Genomic DNA, 14,983 nt, shown 5'->3' with positions numbered 1-14,983 from the left:
CCCTATGTTTGAGTCGCTGACTCCGGGGGTTAACCCTGCCTGAGCAAGGGGGTATGGATGGCACACACCAACGGCGGCAAACGCCCCGACGTCGTCGTGACCGCGGTCGCATCGACGACGCCCCTGGCACCAGACGCTGAAGACACGTGGCGCCTGCTGCTGGACGGGCGAAGCGGCGTAGGCGTGCTCGACGAGCCGTTCCTCGACCAATTCGACTTCGAGGTGCGGATCGGCGCAAAGCTGCAGGAGGACTTCGACGAGCAGCTGTCCCGCGTCGAGGTGCGTCGAATGTCGTACATGCAGAAGATGGCGGCTGTCCTTGGCAGGCGACTCTGGGCCAACGCGGGATCACCGGAAGTGGACCCGAAGAGGCTTGCCATTTCCGTGGGACAGGCGCTGACCTCCACACAAGTACTGATCGGCCTCTACGAAAGCATGAAGGCCGAAGGGATGCGGGCGGTGAGGAAGATGCCGCTGGTTGTCCAGATGCACATGCCCAATGCGCCTGCTGCGGCCGTCGGCCTCGATCTCAAGGCGAGGGCCGGAATCATGTCGCCGGTGCTTTCCGACGCCTCCGGCGCCGCCGCCATCCAACAGGGTTGGCAACACATCGTTTTCGGTGACGCCGACGTCGCGGTCTGTGGCGGTGTGGAGGCGAGGATCGAGGCGGTACCTATGGCCACCTTCAGCGCGCTCGGCATGTTGTCGGCGAACAACGCCGACCCCGAGGGCGCCAGCCGGCCGTTCGACAAGAGCCGCGACGGAATGGTGCTCGGCGAGGGTGGCGCGATGATGCTCCTCGAGACCGAGGAACATGCCAAGGCGCGCGGGGCGAATATTCTGGCCCGTGTCCTCGGCGCCTCCATCAAGTATGACGCCTACCACGACGTCGCCCCCGAGCCAGAGGGTGAGATGGAGGGCGAAGCCATCGCCCAGGCGATCAGGCAGGCTGGGTTGGCGCCCGCCGACATCGACTATGTCAATGCGAGTGCGGGGGGCACCGTTTACGGGGATCTGACCGAGGCGCGCGCCATCCGCAATGTGCTGGGCACCCACACGCCCGCGGTTTATGCGCCAAAGGCCGCGCTCGGTCACTCCCTGGGCTCGGCCGGGGCGATCGAAGCCGTCCTCACGGCGCAGGCGCTGCGCGACGGAATCTCGCCGCCCACGCTCAACGTGACCGAACTCGATCCCGAGATCGAATTGGATGTGATCGCCGGTGAGGCCCGCCGCAATGACTACCGATACGCGGTGAGCAACTCTTTTGCCGTCGGCGGCCACAACGCAGCCATCGTGTTCGCCGCGTACTGACGCCCGTGTTGCAACGCCTCGGGCCGTAAGCTCGTGGTCATGCGATCACTCCGCCTGCTTGCGGCCCTGCTGGTCGTCGGATCGTTCGCGATTGGCTGCGGTTGGAGCCCGCCTGGCCCGGCGCCGACCAGCACACAGGCCTGCGGACCGACAGACGCGCCCGCCGCCGACACCGTCGCGCAGGCGGTCGCCGGGCTACCTCAGGCCGCGTGGAAAGAGACCGCGCGCGGCAACACGCCGGACTGTCGTTTGAACTGGGTGGTGGTGAAGACAGGCGACGCGTCGGACAGCCCGATGCAAGTCCTGTTCTTCGACCGCAACAATCCCCTCGGCCCGGCCACACCCGAGCCTCGGCCCTACATCAACGTCATCTCAACGGGAAATGACACTGCCGAAGTGCAGTACCAGTGGCGGCAGGGCCAGGATCCAGCGTGCTGCCCTACCGGCATCGGCACGGTTCGCTTCCGGGTGGGCGAGGACGGCAAACTAGCGCCGCTTGACCCGATCCCGAACTCGTAATCACACTCCGCGAACGCTGCCGCCGTCGATGACGTACTCGGCACCGTTGATGTAGGCGGCGCGGTCGGACACCAGGAAGGCAACGAGCTCACCGACGTCGGCGGGGCGGCCGGGCGCGCCGAGTGGAATGCCGCCGATCGACTCCATGATCTGTTTCCTGGCTTCGTCGACGGTGATGCCGTTCATTTCGCCGATCTCGACCGCCATCCGGTACGCCGATTCGGTCTCGATATAACCCGGACAGACCGCATTCACGCGAACACCTTTGGGTGCGAGCCCATCGGAGAGCGCCTTGCTGTAATTGGCCAGTGCCGCCTTGGCCGCAGCATAGGGAATCGATGTCGGTAGCGGTGCGCGGCGCTGAATCGACGTGACGTGCACGATGGCACCGGTTCGCCGGTCGACCATTCCGGGGATGATTGCGCGGTCCAGTCGCACCGCGGCGAGGAGATTCGCGTCGAGGGCGAACTGCCAGTCGTCGTCGGTGAGCGAAGCCGCGCCACCGTCGTACTGTCCGGAACCACCTACGTTGTGTATCGCGATGTCGATCTTCCCGAGACGTCGAAGCGCCTCATCGGCCAATGCCGCTACGCCTTCGGCCGTCGCGACGTCGGCGACCGCTACTTCGGCTCGATGGTGCCCGCGCTCGTAGCGTCTTTCTCGTGGTGTTCGTCAGCGTCGGGAATGAGCTCGGGGTGCAGCATCTCGGCGTAGCGCAACCGCTCGGGCACGCCGAAACCGTCGACCAGTAATTCGGCGTAGGGCCGCAGGTTGCGGCAGCGTTCGTTGATGCCGCGGGTCACCGCCTTGGCGCGTTCGGTCGACAAGAAGCGGTGTTCCATGAACCAGGCACGGTCCTGCTCGATCACTGACAGCGCATACAGATCGCAGACCATGTTGAGGATGTTGCGCGCCTCGTCGTCTTCGCAGGAGTCGATTCCCGCGACGAACGCCTCGAGGATGATTCGGTCGATGTGCGCCCGCGCGGCGTGCAACACGTGGTCCTGAACGGAGTTGAACGCGTCGAATGGAGACATCTCCTTCGACTTGCCCTGCAGCCGCCTTGCGACCGACGCGACGATGTACTCCTCACGGTCCTCGAACATCTTGACCTGGGTACCGCGGTTGAAGAGGCTGCCCTCTTCCTCGTTGTCCTGCCGCGTGTCGATGATTGTCTGCATGATCGTCTGTGCGGCAGTGCGTTTCAGTACCCGCTCGCCGGCGAAGTTGGCGGCGAACCGCACCCACTCCACCGGGCTCATGCCCTTGATGTCGTCGGCGTAGGCGGTCAGCAGTTCCTTCGCCACCAACTGCGTCAGCACATGGTTGTCGCCCTCGAAAGTGGTGAACACATCGGTGTCCGCCTTCAGTGCGATCAACCGGTTCTCGGCCAGATAGCCTGCGCCGCCACAGGCTTCGCGCGCCTCCTGGATCGCGGTCGTCGCGTGCCATGTGTTGGCGGCCTTGAGGCCCGCGGCGCGCGACTCCAGCTCGCGTTGCTCCTCGGCGTCGGGGTCATCCGACGTTTGCAGCTCATGGCACTTGGCGACGAGTTCGTTCTGTGCGAATTGCAAGGCGTAGGACTTCGCGATCAACGGGAACAACCGGCGCTGGTGCCCGAGGTAGTCCATGATCAGCACCTCGTGATCGTCGCCTGGGGCTTCGAACTGCCTGCGCTCCAACGCATATCGGGTCGCGATATCCAGTGCGACGCGGGTGGCCGCACCCGCGCTCCCGCCGACCGTCACCCGCCCGCGAATCAGCGTGCCGAGCATGGTGAAGAACCGCCGGCCGGGATTTTCGATCGGCGAGCTGTACGCGCCGTCCTCGGCGACGTCGGCGTATCTGTTCAACAGGTTCTCGCGGGGAACACGGACGTTGTCGAACTGGATCCGGCCGTTGTCGACGCCGGGCAGCCCGCCCTTGTAGTGGCAGTCCGAGGTCGTCACACCCGGCAGATCGTTGCCGTCGTCGTCGCGGATCGGCACGACGAAGCAGTGCACTCCGTGACCCTCACCGTCCGGCGTGATCAGCTGAGCGAAAACAGCTGCCACCCGCGCGGTTTCGGCGGCGCCACCGATGTAATCCTTGCGCGAGGTGCGAGTGGGGGAGTCGATGACGAACTCCTGGGTCGACGGGTCGTAGGTCGCCGTCGTCTCGAGGGACTGTACGTCGCTGCCGTGGCCGGTCTCGGTCATCGCGAAGCAGCCCAGCAGCTCGAGGTCGATGATCTTCTGGACATACTCCTTGTGATGCCGCTCGGTGCCCAGGTTCTCGATGGCCCCGCCGAACAGGCCCCACTGCACACCGGCCTTCACCATCAGCGAGAGGTCGGACATCGCCAGCATCTCGATCTGGCTGATCGCGGCGCCGACGTCGCCGTTGCCGCCGTGCTCCTTCTTGAAGCCGTCCTCCGCGGCGCCCTGGGCGGCCATGATCTTCAATTGCTCGCCGACCTTGGTGCGGGCGATCACGGTGTTCGGGGTGTAGTGCGGTTTGAAGATCTCCGTGGACAGGTCTTGTCGCATCTTGTTCTTCACATCGCGCCAACGGCCGTCCAGCGTGTTGCGTAGATGCTCCGCAGTGGTGGTCATACCTCTGACGGTAGCCCGTTGTCGCTCTGCGGAAACTGTGATGTCGCAAACGTAGGCAAACCTCGCTGGACCTGGCTAAAGCCAAGGCGTTCAATCGATGGCTATGGCCAATCCCAAGGATGCCGCGCTCTCGCCGACGGGGATGCCTCACACCGCGGGACACCGGCACTCCGACGTATCCGGAGGCTGGCTGCGCGCGGCCACCTTCGGCGCCATGGACGGTTTGGTCAGCAATACGGCGCTGATCGCGGGCGTGGCCGCGGCCGCAAGCGCCCACACCGTCGTGATCAGCGGCGTGGCGGGGCTGCTCGCCGGCGCGTTCTCGATGGCGCTGGGGGAGTACACCTCGGTCACCACCGCGAATGAGCAGATCGACTCGGAGGTCCGCGTGGAACGGCGGGCATTCGAGCGTCATCCGAAGGCGGAACGCGCCGAGCTGGTGGCCATGCTCGTCAACTTGGGCATGAGCCACAAGACCGCGACACAGGCCACCGACGAGATCCACCGCGACGAGAACCGGGCGGTGAACTTCCATCTCGTTCAGGAACTCGGAGTCAATCCCGACGAGAAGCCGTCGCCGTGGATCGCGGCGACCTCATCCTTCGTCATGTTCGCTATCGGCGCCATCGTGCCGCTCATCCCGTACTTACTTGGATACGAGTCGTTGTGGGCCGGATTGATCTGCGGTGGCGTCGGTCTGGCCATCGCAGGCGGGGTCGCCGCACGGTTCACCAGCAGGCCCATGTGGCTGGCGTCGCTGCGGCAACTGTTTTTCGGCGGAGTCGCGATTGCGGCGACCTATCTGGTGGGCACGCTCGTCGATTCGCTCCTCTAGTGAGAGCGATTTCGGCGCGCTCACGGACGCGCAGCGTCGTTCAGCGCGCCGAAATCGCAGATCACGTCTCTCTGCCGACGGTGACCGATTCCGCGCGATCGGTGGGCTCGTGGAGTTCTATCGGACGGATGGTTTCGGGGCTGCCGCGTCGTCGAGGAGCTTCCGCATCACGCGAACGGCGTCCTTCAGCGTCTGCCGGTCGGCGTCATCGAGCCGCTCGAGATAGGGGTCGATGGCCGCGCCGCGGTCGACGCGGACCTGCCGCAGCATGTCGACGCCCTTCGGGGTGATGCGGATGAGCACAGCCCGTGCATCGTCTGGATCAACGGTGCGTGACACCAATCTCGCATCCTCCAACCGGCGGACCTGCATGGTCATCGTCGGTTGCGAGCAGTGATCGAGTGCGGCGAGATCGGAGATGCGTGCGGCGCCCTGGTCCTCGATGGTGGACAGCAGACGTCCCTGCGCGAACGGCAGCGGTATGCGGGTCCGTTGCGACGCCAGGCGGTTGAGTCGTGCCACTACAGCGAGCAGGTCTGCGCCAAGGGTTGGGGTCACCCCACAATGATTACATAGCTTTACTATACGTATCAACCCATGGCGCGCGCCGGTGCTCACAGCGCTGCCGGAGGTCTCTTCAGACGCTACTGGCAGAATCGTGAAATGACTGCGACCCGCCGTGCGAGCGAGACTCGGCGGCGCGGGCCGCTGCAGCCCGTGGAGCTCGCACACGCCTCGGTGATGGCGGCCCTCTGCGCGGCCACCGCCATCGTGGCGGTCGTCGTACCGTTCGCCGCAGGCATCTCGCTGCTGGGCACCGTGCCGATGGGCCTGCTCGTCTACCGATTCCGCCTCCGGGTGCTGGTCGCCGCGACGGTCGGCGGCGCGACGATCGCGTTCTTGATCGCGGGCATGGGCGGCTTCATGACGGTGCTCAACTGCGCCTACATCGGGCTGCTGATCGGCTTGATCCTGCGCCGGGGTCGAGGCACGCTCACCGTGCTGGTCGTCGGGCTGGTCGCGGGGGCGGTGTTCGGTGCCGCTGTCGTCGCGGCGCTGGCGGTCCTTGTCCGGTTGCGCCACCTGATCTTCGACTCGATGACCGCCAACGTCGACGGCGTCGCCGCCTTCATGACCCGCATTTCGGACTGGTGGTGGCTGCCCAACATGGAGGTGCCGGCCGAGCGGTTGCGCAGCGGTTTCGCCGCCGCGCTGCACCACTGGCCCTATCTGCTCGGCGGATGGTCCGTGGTCATCATCACCGTCGTGATGTTGATGGGTTGGTGGGCGCTGTCGCAGGTGATTAACCGGCTCGTCGTCATCCCCGATGTGCACAAGCTCGACTCGCCAGCCGATCCGACGCCGATTGCGCCTGTGCCGGTGCGGCTCACCGACGTCCGGTTCCGATACCCCACGAGCGACCGCGACGCACTCGGACCGGTGAGCCTGAGCATCAAACCCGGCGAGCACGTCGCGGTGACCGGGCCCAACGGCTCCGGCAAGACGACGCTGATGCTGATGCTGGCCGGTCGGGATCCGTCCTCGGGCACCGTCGACCGTCCCGGTTCGGTCGGCCTGGGCCGCCTCGGGGGTACCGCGGTCATCCTGCAGCACCCGGAAAGCCAGGTGCTCGGCACCCGGGTCGCCGACGACGTGGTGTGGGGCCTACCGCCGGGCACCACCACTGACGTGCACAAGCTACTCAGCGAGGTCGGCCTCGACGGCCTGGCCGAACGCGACACCGGCGGCCTGTCGGGCGGCGAATTGCAACGCCTGGCGGTGGCTGCGGCCCTGGCCAGAGAGCCGGCCCTGCTGATCGCCGACGAGGTGACCAGCATGGTCGACCAGGAGGGCCGCGATGGGCTGCTCTCTGTGCTGTCCGGGCTGACCGAACACCATCGGATGTCGCTGGTGCACATCACCCATTACAACGACGAGGCCGACTCCGCCAACCGCGCGATCGACTTGACCGGCAACAGCAGTGCGGCCGACAACACCGAGATGGTCGAAACGACCGAGGCGCCCGCGGCGAAAGGACCTCTCAAGCCGCGTCGTGAGGCTCCGGTGCTCGAACTCATCGACGTCAACCACGAATACGCCAGCGGAACACCTTGGGCCACAGCAGCATTGCGCGATATCAATTTCACCGTTCACGAGGGCGACGGCGTGCTGATCCACGGGCTCAACGGATCGGGGAAATCCACGTTGGCGTGGATCATGGCCGGCTTGACCGAGCCGACGTGTGGCAGTTGTCTGCTCGATGGCGCACCCGCCGCCGATCAGGTCGGCGCGGTGGCGATCTCCTTCCAGGCGGCTCGCCTGCAACTGTTACGCAGCCGCGTCGACCTTGAAGTCGCTTCGGCGGCGGGGTTCTCGCCCAAGGCCCGTCCTCGAGCGATCAAAGCCCTTGCCGCCGTCGGCCTGGATGCGACGATTGCCGACCGGCGGATCGACCAGCTCAGCGGCGGGCAGATGCGTCGGGTCGTGCTGGCGGGCCTGCTGGCGCGGTCCCCGCGGGCCTTGATCCTCGACGAGCCGTTGGCCGGGCTCGACGGCGCCAGCGCCCGCGGACTGCTGCGCCTGCTCGAGGATCTTCGGCGCAACGCCGGGCTGACCGTCATCGTGATCTCCCACGACTTCACCGGACTGGAGGACCTGTGTCCTCGGATCCTGCATCTTCAGGACGGTGCGCTGGCCACCGCGCCCACGCCGGCGGGCGGCGTGTCATGACCGCGCCCACCCGCAAGCAGCAACGGCGGCCGGTCGTCTTACTGCGCCCAGTGCCCGGCCGCAGCGTCATCCACAATCTGTGGGCGGGCACGAAACTCCTTGTGGTGGCGGGAATCGGCGTGTTCATGACCTTCTACCCCGGCTGGGTGCCGATCGCCGCGGTCGCGGCGATCGTCCTCGTCGCGGCGCGGCTTGCCCACATTCCGCGCGGCGTCCTGCCGTCGATACCGCGATGGCTGTGGTTCCTGCTGATACTCGGCGGGGTCACCGCCGCACTGGCAGGAGGCAGCCCCGTCATCGAGCTCTTCGGAGCCGAACTCGGTCTGGGCGGACTGCTGAAGTTCCTGCGCATCACCGCGCTGTCGATCGTTCTGCTCGCGCTCGGCGGAATGGTCTCTTGGACCACCAACGTCGCCGAGATCGCGCCCGCCGTAGCCAAACTCGGTAGACCGCTGCGCCCCCTGCGGGTGCCGGTCGACGACTGGGCGGTCACCCTGGCATTGGCGCTGCGCGCTTTCCCGATGCTCGTCGACGAGTTCCGGACTCTGTACGCGGCGCGCAGCCTGCGCCCCAAGCCGGTGTTGACCACACGGCGGGCGCGCAGGCGTCGATGGGCGTTCGAGGCGGTCGACTTGATCGCCGCTGCCGTCATCGTCGCACTGCGGCGCGCCGACGAAATGGGTGACGCGATCACCGCGCGCGGTGGTGCCGGTCAGATATCAGCTGCCCCGACGGGGCCCAAACGGCGTGACTGGGTGGCGCTTTCGATCGTTCTGCTGGTATGCGGAACCGCGCTGGGACTCGAGTTGACGATTCTGGGGACGACTTAGCGCTGGGCCGCGGCGTTGGCTGCCGCCTGCGCATCGCCGCATTCGATTGGCTGCCACCGAGCCATTAAAGCGGGCGCAGCGCGGTCGAACTACGGTGATAGCCGTGACAGCACCCCGACAAGTCGATCGCGACTTCCTCGAGCTGCCGCGCCAACAGCTTGCCGACGCCGCGCTGTCGGCCGCAGTTGCGGCTGGGGCCGACCATGCCGACCTGCGCATCCACCGCATCGTCAACGAGGTCGTGGCGCTGCGCGACGGTGAGCTGGAGACCTCCGTCGTCGACCGCGAGATCGGACTGGCCGTACGGGTGATCGTCGGCGGAACGTGGGGGTTCGCCTCTCACGCCGAACTGGACGCGGATGTCGCCGCGGAGACCGCCCGTCGCGCGGTCGCGGTCGCTCGGACCCTGGCTCCGCTCAACGCCGAGACGATCGCGCTGGCTGCCGAGCCGGTGTACGACGATGCCAGCTGGGTGTCCGACTATCGAATCGATCCGTTCACGATTCCGGCGGCCGACAAGATCGGCCTGCTGGCGGAGTACTCAGGACGGCTGCTGGCCGCCGACGGCGTCAACCACGTCTCGGCCGGCCTGCACGCGGTCAAGGAGCAGACGTTCTACGCCGACACCGCTGGTTCGTCGATCACCCAGCAGCGGGTCCGGGTGCAGCCGACCCTCGAGGCCGTCGCCGTCGATGCCGCGGCGGGGTCGTTCGAGACCATGCGCACGCTGGCGCCGCCGACGGCGCGCGGATGGGAGGCCGTCGAGGGCGACGACGTCTGGGACTGGTCATCCGAACTCGCCGAACTACCCATGCTGTTGGCGGAGAAAGTCAAGGCACCCAGCGTGACGCCGCGACCGACCGACCTCGTGATCGACCCGTCCAACCTGTGGCTCACGATCCACGAATCCATCGGGCACGCCACCGAATACGATCGCGCCATCGGCTACGAGGCCGCGTACGCGGGCACCTCGTTCGCCACGCCGGACAAGCTGAACACGATGCGCTACGGCTCGCCGGTGATGAATGTGACCGCCGACCGCACCGAGCTGTTCGGCCTTGCCACCGTCGGCTGGGATGACGAGGGGGTGGCTTCACAACGCTGGGACCTGGTGCGCGACGGGATTTTCGTCGGCTACCAGTTGGACCGGGTGTTCGCGCCGCGGCTCGGAATGACCCGGTCGAACGGGTGCTCCTATGCCGACTCGCCGCACCACGTACCGATCCAGCGGATGGCCAACGTCTCGCTGCAGCCAGGCGCCGACGACCTCTCTGTCGACGACCTGATCGCACGGGTCGACGACGGGATCTACATCATCGGTGACAAATCATGGTCAATTGACATGCAGCGGTACAACTTTCAGTTCACCGGCCAGAGGTTCTTCCGGATAACCGACGGCAGGCTGGACGGCCAATTGCGTGATGTGGCTTATCAGGCCACCACCACCGACTTCTGGGGCGCGATGGAGGCCGTCGGCGGCTCGTCGACGTGGCGGCTCGGCGGTGCGTTCAATTGCGGGAAGGCGCAACCTGGGCAGGTCGCACCGGTCAGCCACGGCTGTCCGGCCGCGTTGTTCCGCGGCATCAACGTGCTCAACACGCGCACCGAAGGAGGGCGGTGACGATGATCGGGGCACAGCAGGTCGTCGACATCGCATTGGCGGAAGCGACACGGTTGGGCAAGGCAGACGAGACGATCGTGACAGTCACCGATCGCAGTGACGCGGCGCTGCGGTGGGCGAACAATTCGATGACCACCAACGGTGTTTCGGTGCAGCGCAAGACCACGGTGATCTCCGTGGTGAGGCGGGGCGACCGAGGCCATGTGGCATCGCTGACGTCGAGCGAGGTCGACCCTGCGGTCATCCCGAGTCTGGTGGCTGCCTCGCAGGAGGCCGCGCTCGCAGCGCCGGAAGCCCACGACAGTGCGCCGCCGCTTCCCGCGACGAATGCTGCAACCGATTGGGACACACCGGTTCCCGGCACAGGTGTTGAGGTCTTCTCCGACGTCGCCGACGCCTTGAACCGCGGCTTCCCTCGGGCCGACAGGCTCTACGGGTACGCACGCCACATCCTCGAGACGACGTTCGTTGCCACTTCGGGCGGGCTGCGGCGGCGGTACACGCAGCCGACCGGCTCGGTCGAGATCAACGCCAAGCGCGACGGCGCCAGTGCGTGGGTGGGCACGAGCACACCCGACTTCGCCGGGGTGCCAACTGATTCCATGCTCGACGCGCTCTCGACCCGGCTTGGATGGGCGCAGCGCACCGTGGAGCTGCCTGCGGGACGCTATGAGACGATCCTGCCGCCGTCGGCCGTCGCCGACCTGATGATCTACCTGTCATGGTCGATGGACGGCCGCGGTGCCCAGGAGGGCCGCACCGCATTCTCGGCGCCAGGCGGCGGGACGCGGGTGGGCGAGAAGCTCACCGAGCTACCGCTGACCCTCTACTCCGATCCAGCCGCAGCCGGTCTGGAGTGCTCGCCGTTCGTGGCAGTCGCCGGCTCCTCGGAACGCGCGTCGGTGTTCGACAATGGGATGGACATCGACCGTGTCGACTGGATACGCGACGGCACCATCAACGCGCTGGCCTACCCGCGGGCCGGTGCAGCCGAATTCGGCATCCCCGTGGCTGTCGGCGCGGACAACCTGCTGATGACGGGCGGCGGTGACAGCCTCGCCGAGATGGTGGCCGCGACCGAGCGGGGACTGCTGCTCACCACGCTGTGGTACCTCCGGGTCGTCGATCCTGGCGTCCTGCTGCTCACCGGGCTGACCCGGGACGGCGTCTACCTCGTCGAAGAGGGGCGGGTCACCGGCGCGGTCAACAACTTCCGGTTCAACGAGAGCCCGGTGGATCTGTTACGCAGGGTCAGCCAGGCCGGCATCAGCGAAGTCACGTTGCCGCGCGAGTGGGGTGACTGGGCCACGAGGGCGGCGATGCCGTCGCTGCGGATTCCCGACTTCCACATGTCGTCGGTCAGCCAGGCGCAATAATGCGACGATGCACGATCTGCTGAACGGCCTCCTGGCGCGGCTGGTCGCGTTGGCGCCGCCCGAACACGCGCGAATCACCTCGCTGGTGCGCCGGACCTGCGCAACGACGCTGTCGCTGCCGCCGCTGCCGACCGAAATCGAGGTTGACGGGCCGGCGGACGAGGCCGAGTCGGTGGCGGTGGGCTTCGCCGAACAGTTCAGCGCTGACGTGTCGGCGATCAGCGACGACCTACGCGGGCGCTTCACGTCGGCGCTCGGCCGCGCTGTGCTACCGGCGGTGATGCTGACGTATTTCGCTGACTACCTACCGCGGGTGCGCTCCGGGTTCAATATGCTCGGCCTGCCTGCGCCGTGGGATGACGCGATCGCGTGGGATCACGACAGCGACCTCGGCGACGTTCTGTTCAACACGTTTCAGCCCGCAGTTGCCCGGCTGCGCGAACTCGGCCCGCTGACAACGGAAATCGTGCGGCTGCGCGGGGCGACTCAGCACAACTGCCGGCTCTGCAAGTCGCGGCGACCGGAGCCGTCGTCGCTGTTGAGCGCGCATGTTCCTGAGGGTTGGACGGCGTGAGGGTCGTGCGCTGGATACGGGCGGGTCGGAGTCAATGTACGAGCAGATCGAGCGGTACGAGACCTCGGATGCGCTGAGTGATCGGCACAAGGCCGCGCTGCGCTACACCGATGCGCTGATCTGGACACCCGCGAACGTCTCGGCGGAGGTGGCGTCGGACGTCAGAAGTCATTTCAGCGACGTGCAGTGTTACGAGCTGACCGTCGACGTGATGCGCAACGCAGGCAACAAGATCGCCGTCGCGCTCGGCGCAGATGCGCCGACCGTCGAGGACGGCACCGAACGCTTCCTCGTCGACGACAACGGCCAGACCGTCACCGTCTGAGAGTCACTACACCTCGATGCGCGAGCCCATGATCACCGTCCGGTCGCGCGGCAGGCCGAAGCGCTCGGCGGCGTCGGCGGTGATGTAGGACGTCGCGATGAACAGCCTCTTGCGCCACTGCGCCATCGTTTTTCCGCGGCCGCGAACGAGTTCGAGCTTGGACAGGAAGTAGGACGCGTCGTCGATCAGAATCCTGCCCTCCGACTGCTTCGGACTCAGGCTGCGAAGGGCATCCAGAACGTGCGTCTTCTCCATGTAGCCGTAATTGGCTGTGACGAAGACGATCCCATCCTTCTTGTACCCGAGTGCGTCAACCGTGATGCGATCTGACTCCGGTGTACGCGGCATCGGCAGCGTCTCGATGGACACGATGATGACGTGGTTGTGCAGGACGTGGGTGTGCTCGACACATGTGCGCAAGGCAAGCGGCGCGGTCTCCTTACCGCGGTTGAGGAAGACGGCGGTCCCCGGAACGCGCGCCAATGGTGGTTGGGAGTCGCGGATCTCGTCGATGAACTCGTCGAGAGGTCCCTCGGCTTTCTCCCTTGCCACGGTGACGATTTCGCGTCCGCGGTGCCAGGTGACCATGACGGTGAAGGCGATCACACCGATCAACAGCGGAAGCCACGCCCCGTGGACGACCTTGGTCAGGTTCGCCGCGACGAAGAGCAGGTCGATCAACAACAGGGCGCCGCCCCCGCTTATCACCAGCCATAGCGGGGCGTTCCATCTCGTCCGCGAGTAGTAAAGAAAGAGCAGCAGTGTGATCGTGAAAGTTCCGGTCACCGCCATGCCGTAGGCGTAGGCCAAACGTTCCGAACTGCGGAATGCCAGCACGAGTGTGAGCACTCCGAGCAGCAGCACGCCGTTGATCCACGGCACATAGATCTGGCCCTCCCGCGACGCGGAGGTGTGAATCACCCGCAGCCGCGGTAGGTAGCCGATGCGGGCGGCCTGCGACGCCACCGAGAACGCTCCGGTGATCACGGCCTGCGCCGCGATCACCGTTGCGGCGGTGGCCAACAAGACCATCGGCCACAACGCCCAACTGGGGATCAGAAGGAAGAACGGTGCACGCATGGCGGCCGGATCATTGATCAGCAACGCGCCCTGGCCGAGGTAGTTGAGGGCGAGTGCAGGCAGGACGACGAGCAGCCAGGCCCGGGTGATCGCCTTGCGGCCGAAGTGCCCCATGTCGGCGTAGAGCGCCTCGGCGCCGGTGACGGCCAGTACGACCGCGGTCAGAGCGAAGAAGGCGATCTCGAAGTGGCCGACGATGAATGTCAATGCGTAAGTGGGGGATAGGGCCTTCAGGATCTCGGGGTGCGCGACTATGCCGGTGACTCCGCATGCGCCGATCGCGAGGAACCACATGACCATGACAGGCCCGAATGCACGTCCGACAGCGGCGGTGCCGTGCCGCTGAACATAGAACAGGGCCACGATAATCCCGACGGTGACGGGCACGATCCAGTCTTTGAAGTCCGGATCGATGACCTCGATGCCCTCGATGGCGGAGAGCACCGAAATGGCCGGGGTGATCATGCTGTCGCCGAAGAACAGGGAGGCGCCGAAGACGCCCAGCCCGGCCAGGAGCAGCGCGGTGCGGTGTCGGGTCTCGGATCCCCATCGGCGCAGCAGCGTGATCAGGGCCATGATGCCGCCCTCGCCGTCGTTGTCCGCCCTCATCACGAGGGTCACGTAGGTGAGGGTGACGATAAGCATGATCGACCAGAAGATCAGCGACACGATGCCGTAGACGTTGTGGTCGTTCAGCGGAACCGGGTGGGGATCACTGGGGTTGAAAACGGTCTGCACCGTGTAGATCGGGCTGGTTCCGATATCGCCGAAGACCACCCCGAGAGCGGCGAGAACGACGGCTGGCCGGATCGACGTCCCGGTGTTCGTTTGCAACGGCGTGGTCCCCCGGCTGGCAGCGGTGCGGTGGATCGATCGTAAGGGCTTGTTTGCGGATAATCCCTGAACTGCGGCGTTCGGGGTCGGCGCACGACGGCATCAGACAGAAACACGGGGTCGTCACGAGGTGCCGCACGGCGTCACCGGCTGACTGACATCGGTGAGCTACCCGGGCGGTCGGGATCGGAAGGTTCCCGGCGGCGCGCTAACGTATTGGCCCGTGCAGCGTGAACGTCGCTGGACTAGGGGCGGTAGCTCAGTTGGTTAGAGCCGCGGACTCATAATCCGTTGGTCGCGGGTTCGAGCCCCGCCCGCCCCACTCTAAAAGGCCTGGTCAGGTTGGGTACACCC

11 protein-coding genes, 1 tRNA gene and 1 pseudogene are annotated in these 14,983 nt (G+C 66.2%); 9 read left to right on the top strand and 4 right to left on the bottom strand.

Annotated elements, in window-relative coordinates; translation table 11 throughout:
• The first annotated feature begins 57 nt into the window (after nt 1–57).
• Nucleotides 58–1,311: a KasA/KasB family beta-ketoacyl-ACP synthase gene (locus C6A82_RS16830; RefSeq protein ID WP_105347772.1), complete on the top strand. Its 1,254-nt coding sequence runs from the start codon at nt 58–60 to the stop codon at nt 1,309–1,311.
• A gap of 39 nt (nt 1,312–1,350) precedes the next feature.
• Nucleotides 1,351–1,830, top strand: coding sequence for an LppP/LprE family lipoprotein (locus C6A82_RS16825; protein WP_105347809.1), 480 nt, complete (start codon nt 1,351–1,353; stop codon nt 1,828–1,830).
• Here C6A82_RS16825 and C6A82_RS16820 read toward each other — a convergent pair whose 3' ends face one another.
• Nucleotides 1,831–2,412 carry an oxidoreductase gene (locus C6A82_RS16820; RefSeq protein ID WP_105347771.1) on the bottom strand — a complete coding sequence of 194 codons (582 nt, stop codon included), beginning with the start codon at nt 2,410–2,412 and terminating at the stop codon, nt 1,831–1,833.
• A 38-nt stretch (nt 2,413–2,450) separates the two neighbouring features.
• Nucleotides 2,451–4,424: an acyl-CoA dehydrogenase gene (locus C6A82_RS16815; protein WP_311101390.1), complete on the bottom strand. Its 1,974-nt coding sequence runs from the start codon at nt 4,422–4,424 to the stop codon at nt 2,451–2,453.
• A gap of 97 nt (nt 4,425–4,521) precedes the next feature.
• Here C6A82_RS16815 and C6A82_RS16810 point away from each other — a divergent pair, with 97 nt between their 5' ends.
• The gene (locus tag C6A82_RS16810) at nt 4,522–5,259 is read left to right on the top strand and encodes a VIT1/CCC1 transporter family protein (RefSeq protein ID WP_396836202.1); all 738 of its coding nucleotides are present in this window, start codon (nt 4,522–4,524) and stop codon (nt 5,257–5,259) included.
• Nucleotides 5,260–5,376: 117 nt separating this feature from the next.
• Here the strand turns inward: C6A82_RS16810 and C6A82_RS16805 are convergent, their stop codons facing one another.
• Nucleotides 5,377–5,817, bottom strand: coding sequence for a MarR family winged helix-turn-helix transcriptional regulator (locus tag C6A82_RS16805; RefSeq protein WP_105341514.1), 441 nt, complete (start codon nt 5,815–5,817; stop codon nt 5,377–5,379).
• Between the two features lie 105 nt (nt 5,818–5,922).
• Here C6A82_RS16805 and C6A82_RS16800 point away from each other — a divergent pair, with 105 nt between their 5' ends.
• From C6A82_RS16800 to C6A82_RS16780, 5 genes and pseudogenes are all read left to right on the top strand, one after another.
• Nucleotides 5,923–7,989, top strand: coding sequence for an ATP-binding cassette domain-containing protein (locus C6A82_RS16800; RefSeq protein WP_311101389.1), 2,067 nt, complete (start codon nt 5,923–5,925; stop codon nt 7,987–7,989).
• Nucleotides 7,986–8,819, top strand: coding sequence for an energy-coupling factor transporter transmembrane protein EcfT (locus C6A82_RS16795; protein ID WP_105345214.1), 834 nt, complete (start codon nt 7,986–7,988; stop codon nt 8,817–8,819). The genes C6A82_RS16800 and C6A82_RS16795 overlap by 4 nt, the downstream gene beginning before the upstream one ends.
• 103 nt (nt 8,820–8,922) lie before the next feature.
• Nucleotides 8,923–10,440: a TldD/PmbA family protein gene (locus tag C6A82_RS16790; RefSeq protein WP_105345216.1), complete on the top strand. Its 1,518-nt coding sequence runs from the start codon at nt 8,923–8,925 to the stop codon at nt 10,438–10,440.
• 2 nt (nt 10,441–10,442) lie between these two features.
• Complete coding sequence (locus C6A82_RS16785; RefSeq protein ID WP_105345225.1) at nt 10,443–11,816, top strand: metallopeptidase TldD-related protein; 1,374 nt, start codon at nt 10,443–10,445, stop codon at nt 11,814–11,816.
• 7 nt (nt 11,817–11,823) lie between these two features.
• A pseudogene (locus C6A82_RS16780) lies at nt 11,824–12,715 on the top strand (carboxymuconolactone decarboxylase family protein).
• A 6-nt stretch (nt 12,716–12,721) separates the two neighbouring features.
• On the opposite strand, the gene C6A82_RS16775 reads toward C6A82_RS16780, so the two are convergent.
• A complete protein-coding gene (locus tag C6A82_RS16775; protein ID WP_199193771.1) occupies nt 12,722–14,629 on the bottom strand; it encodes a potassium transporter Kup in 1,908 nt (635 codons plus the stop codon).
• Between the two features lie 248 nt (nt 14,630–14,877).
• Here C6A82_RS16775 and C6A82_RS16770 point away from each other — a divergent pair.
• A tRNA-Ile gene (locus C6A82_RS16770) sits at nt 14,878–14,951 on the top strand.
• The last annotated feature ends 32 nt before the right edge of the window (nt 14,952–14,983 follow it).

Origin of the sequence: Mycobacterium sp. ITM-2016-00318, assembly GCF_002968285.2 — a bacterium.
In the GTDB taxonomy this organism is placed as follows: domain Bacteria; phylum Actinomycetota; class Actinomycetes; order Mycobacteriales; family Mycobacteriaceae; genus Mycobacterium.
The sequence above is the reverse complement of the archived record's forward strand: the minus strand, read 5'-3'. Positions and strand labels throughout refer to the sequence as shown.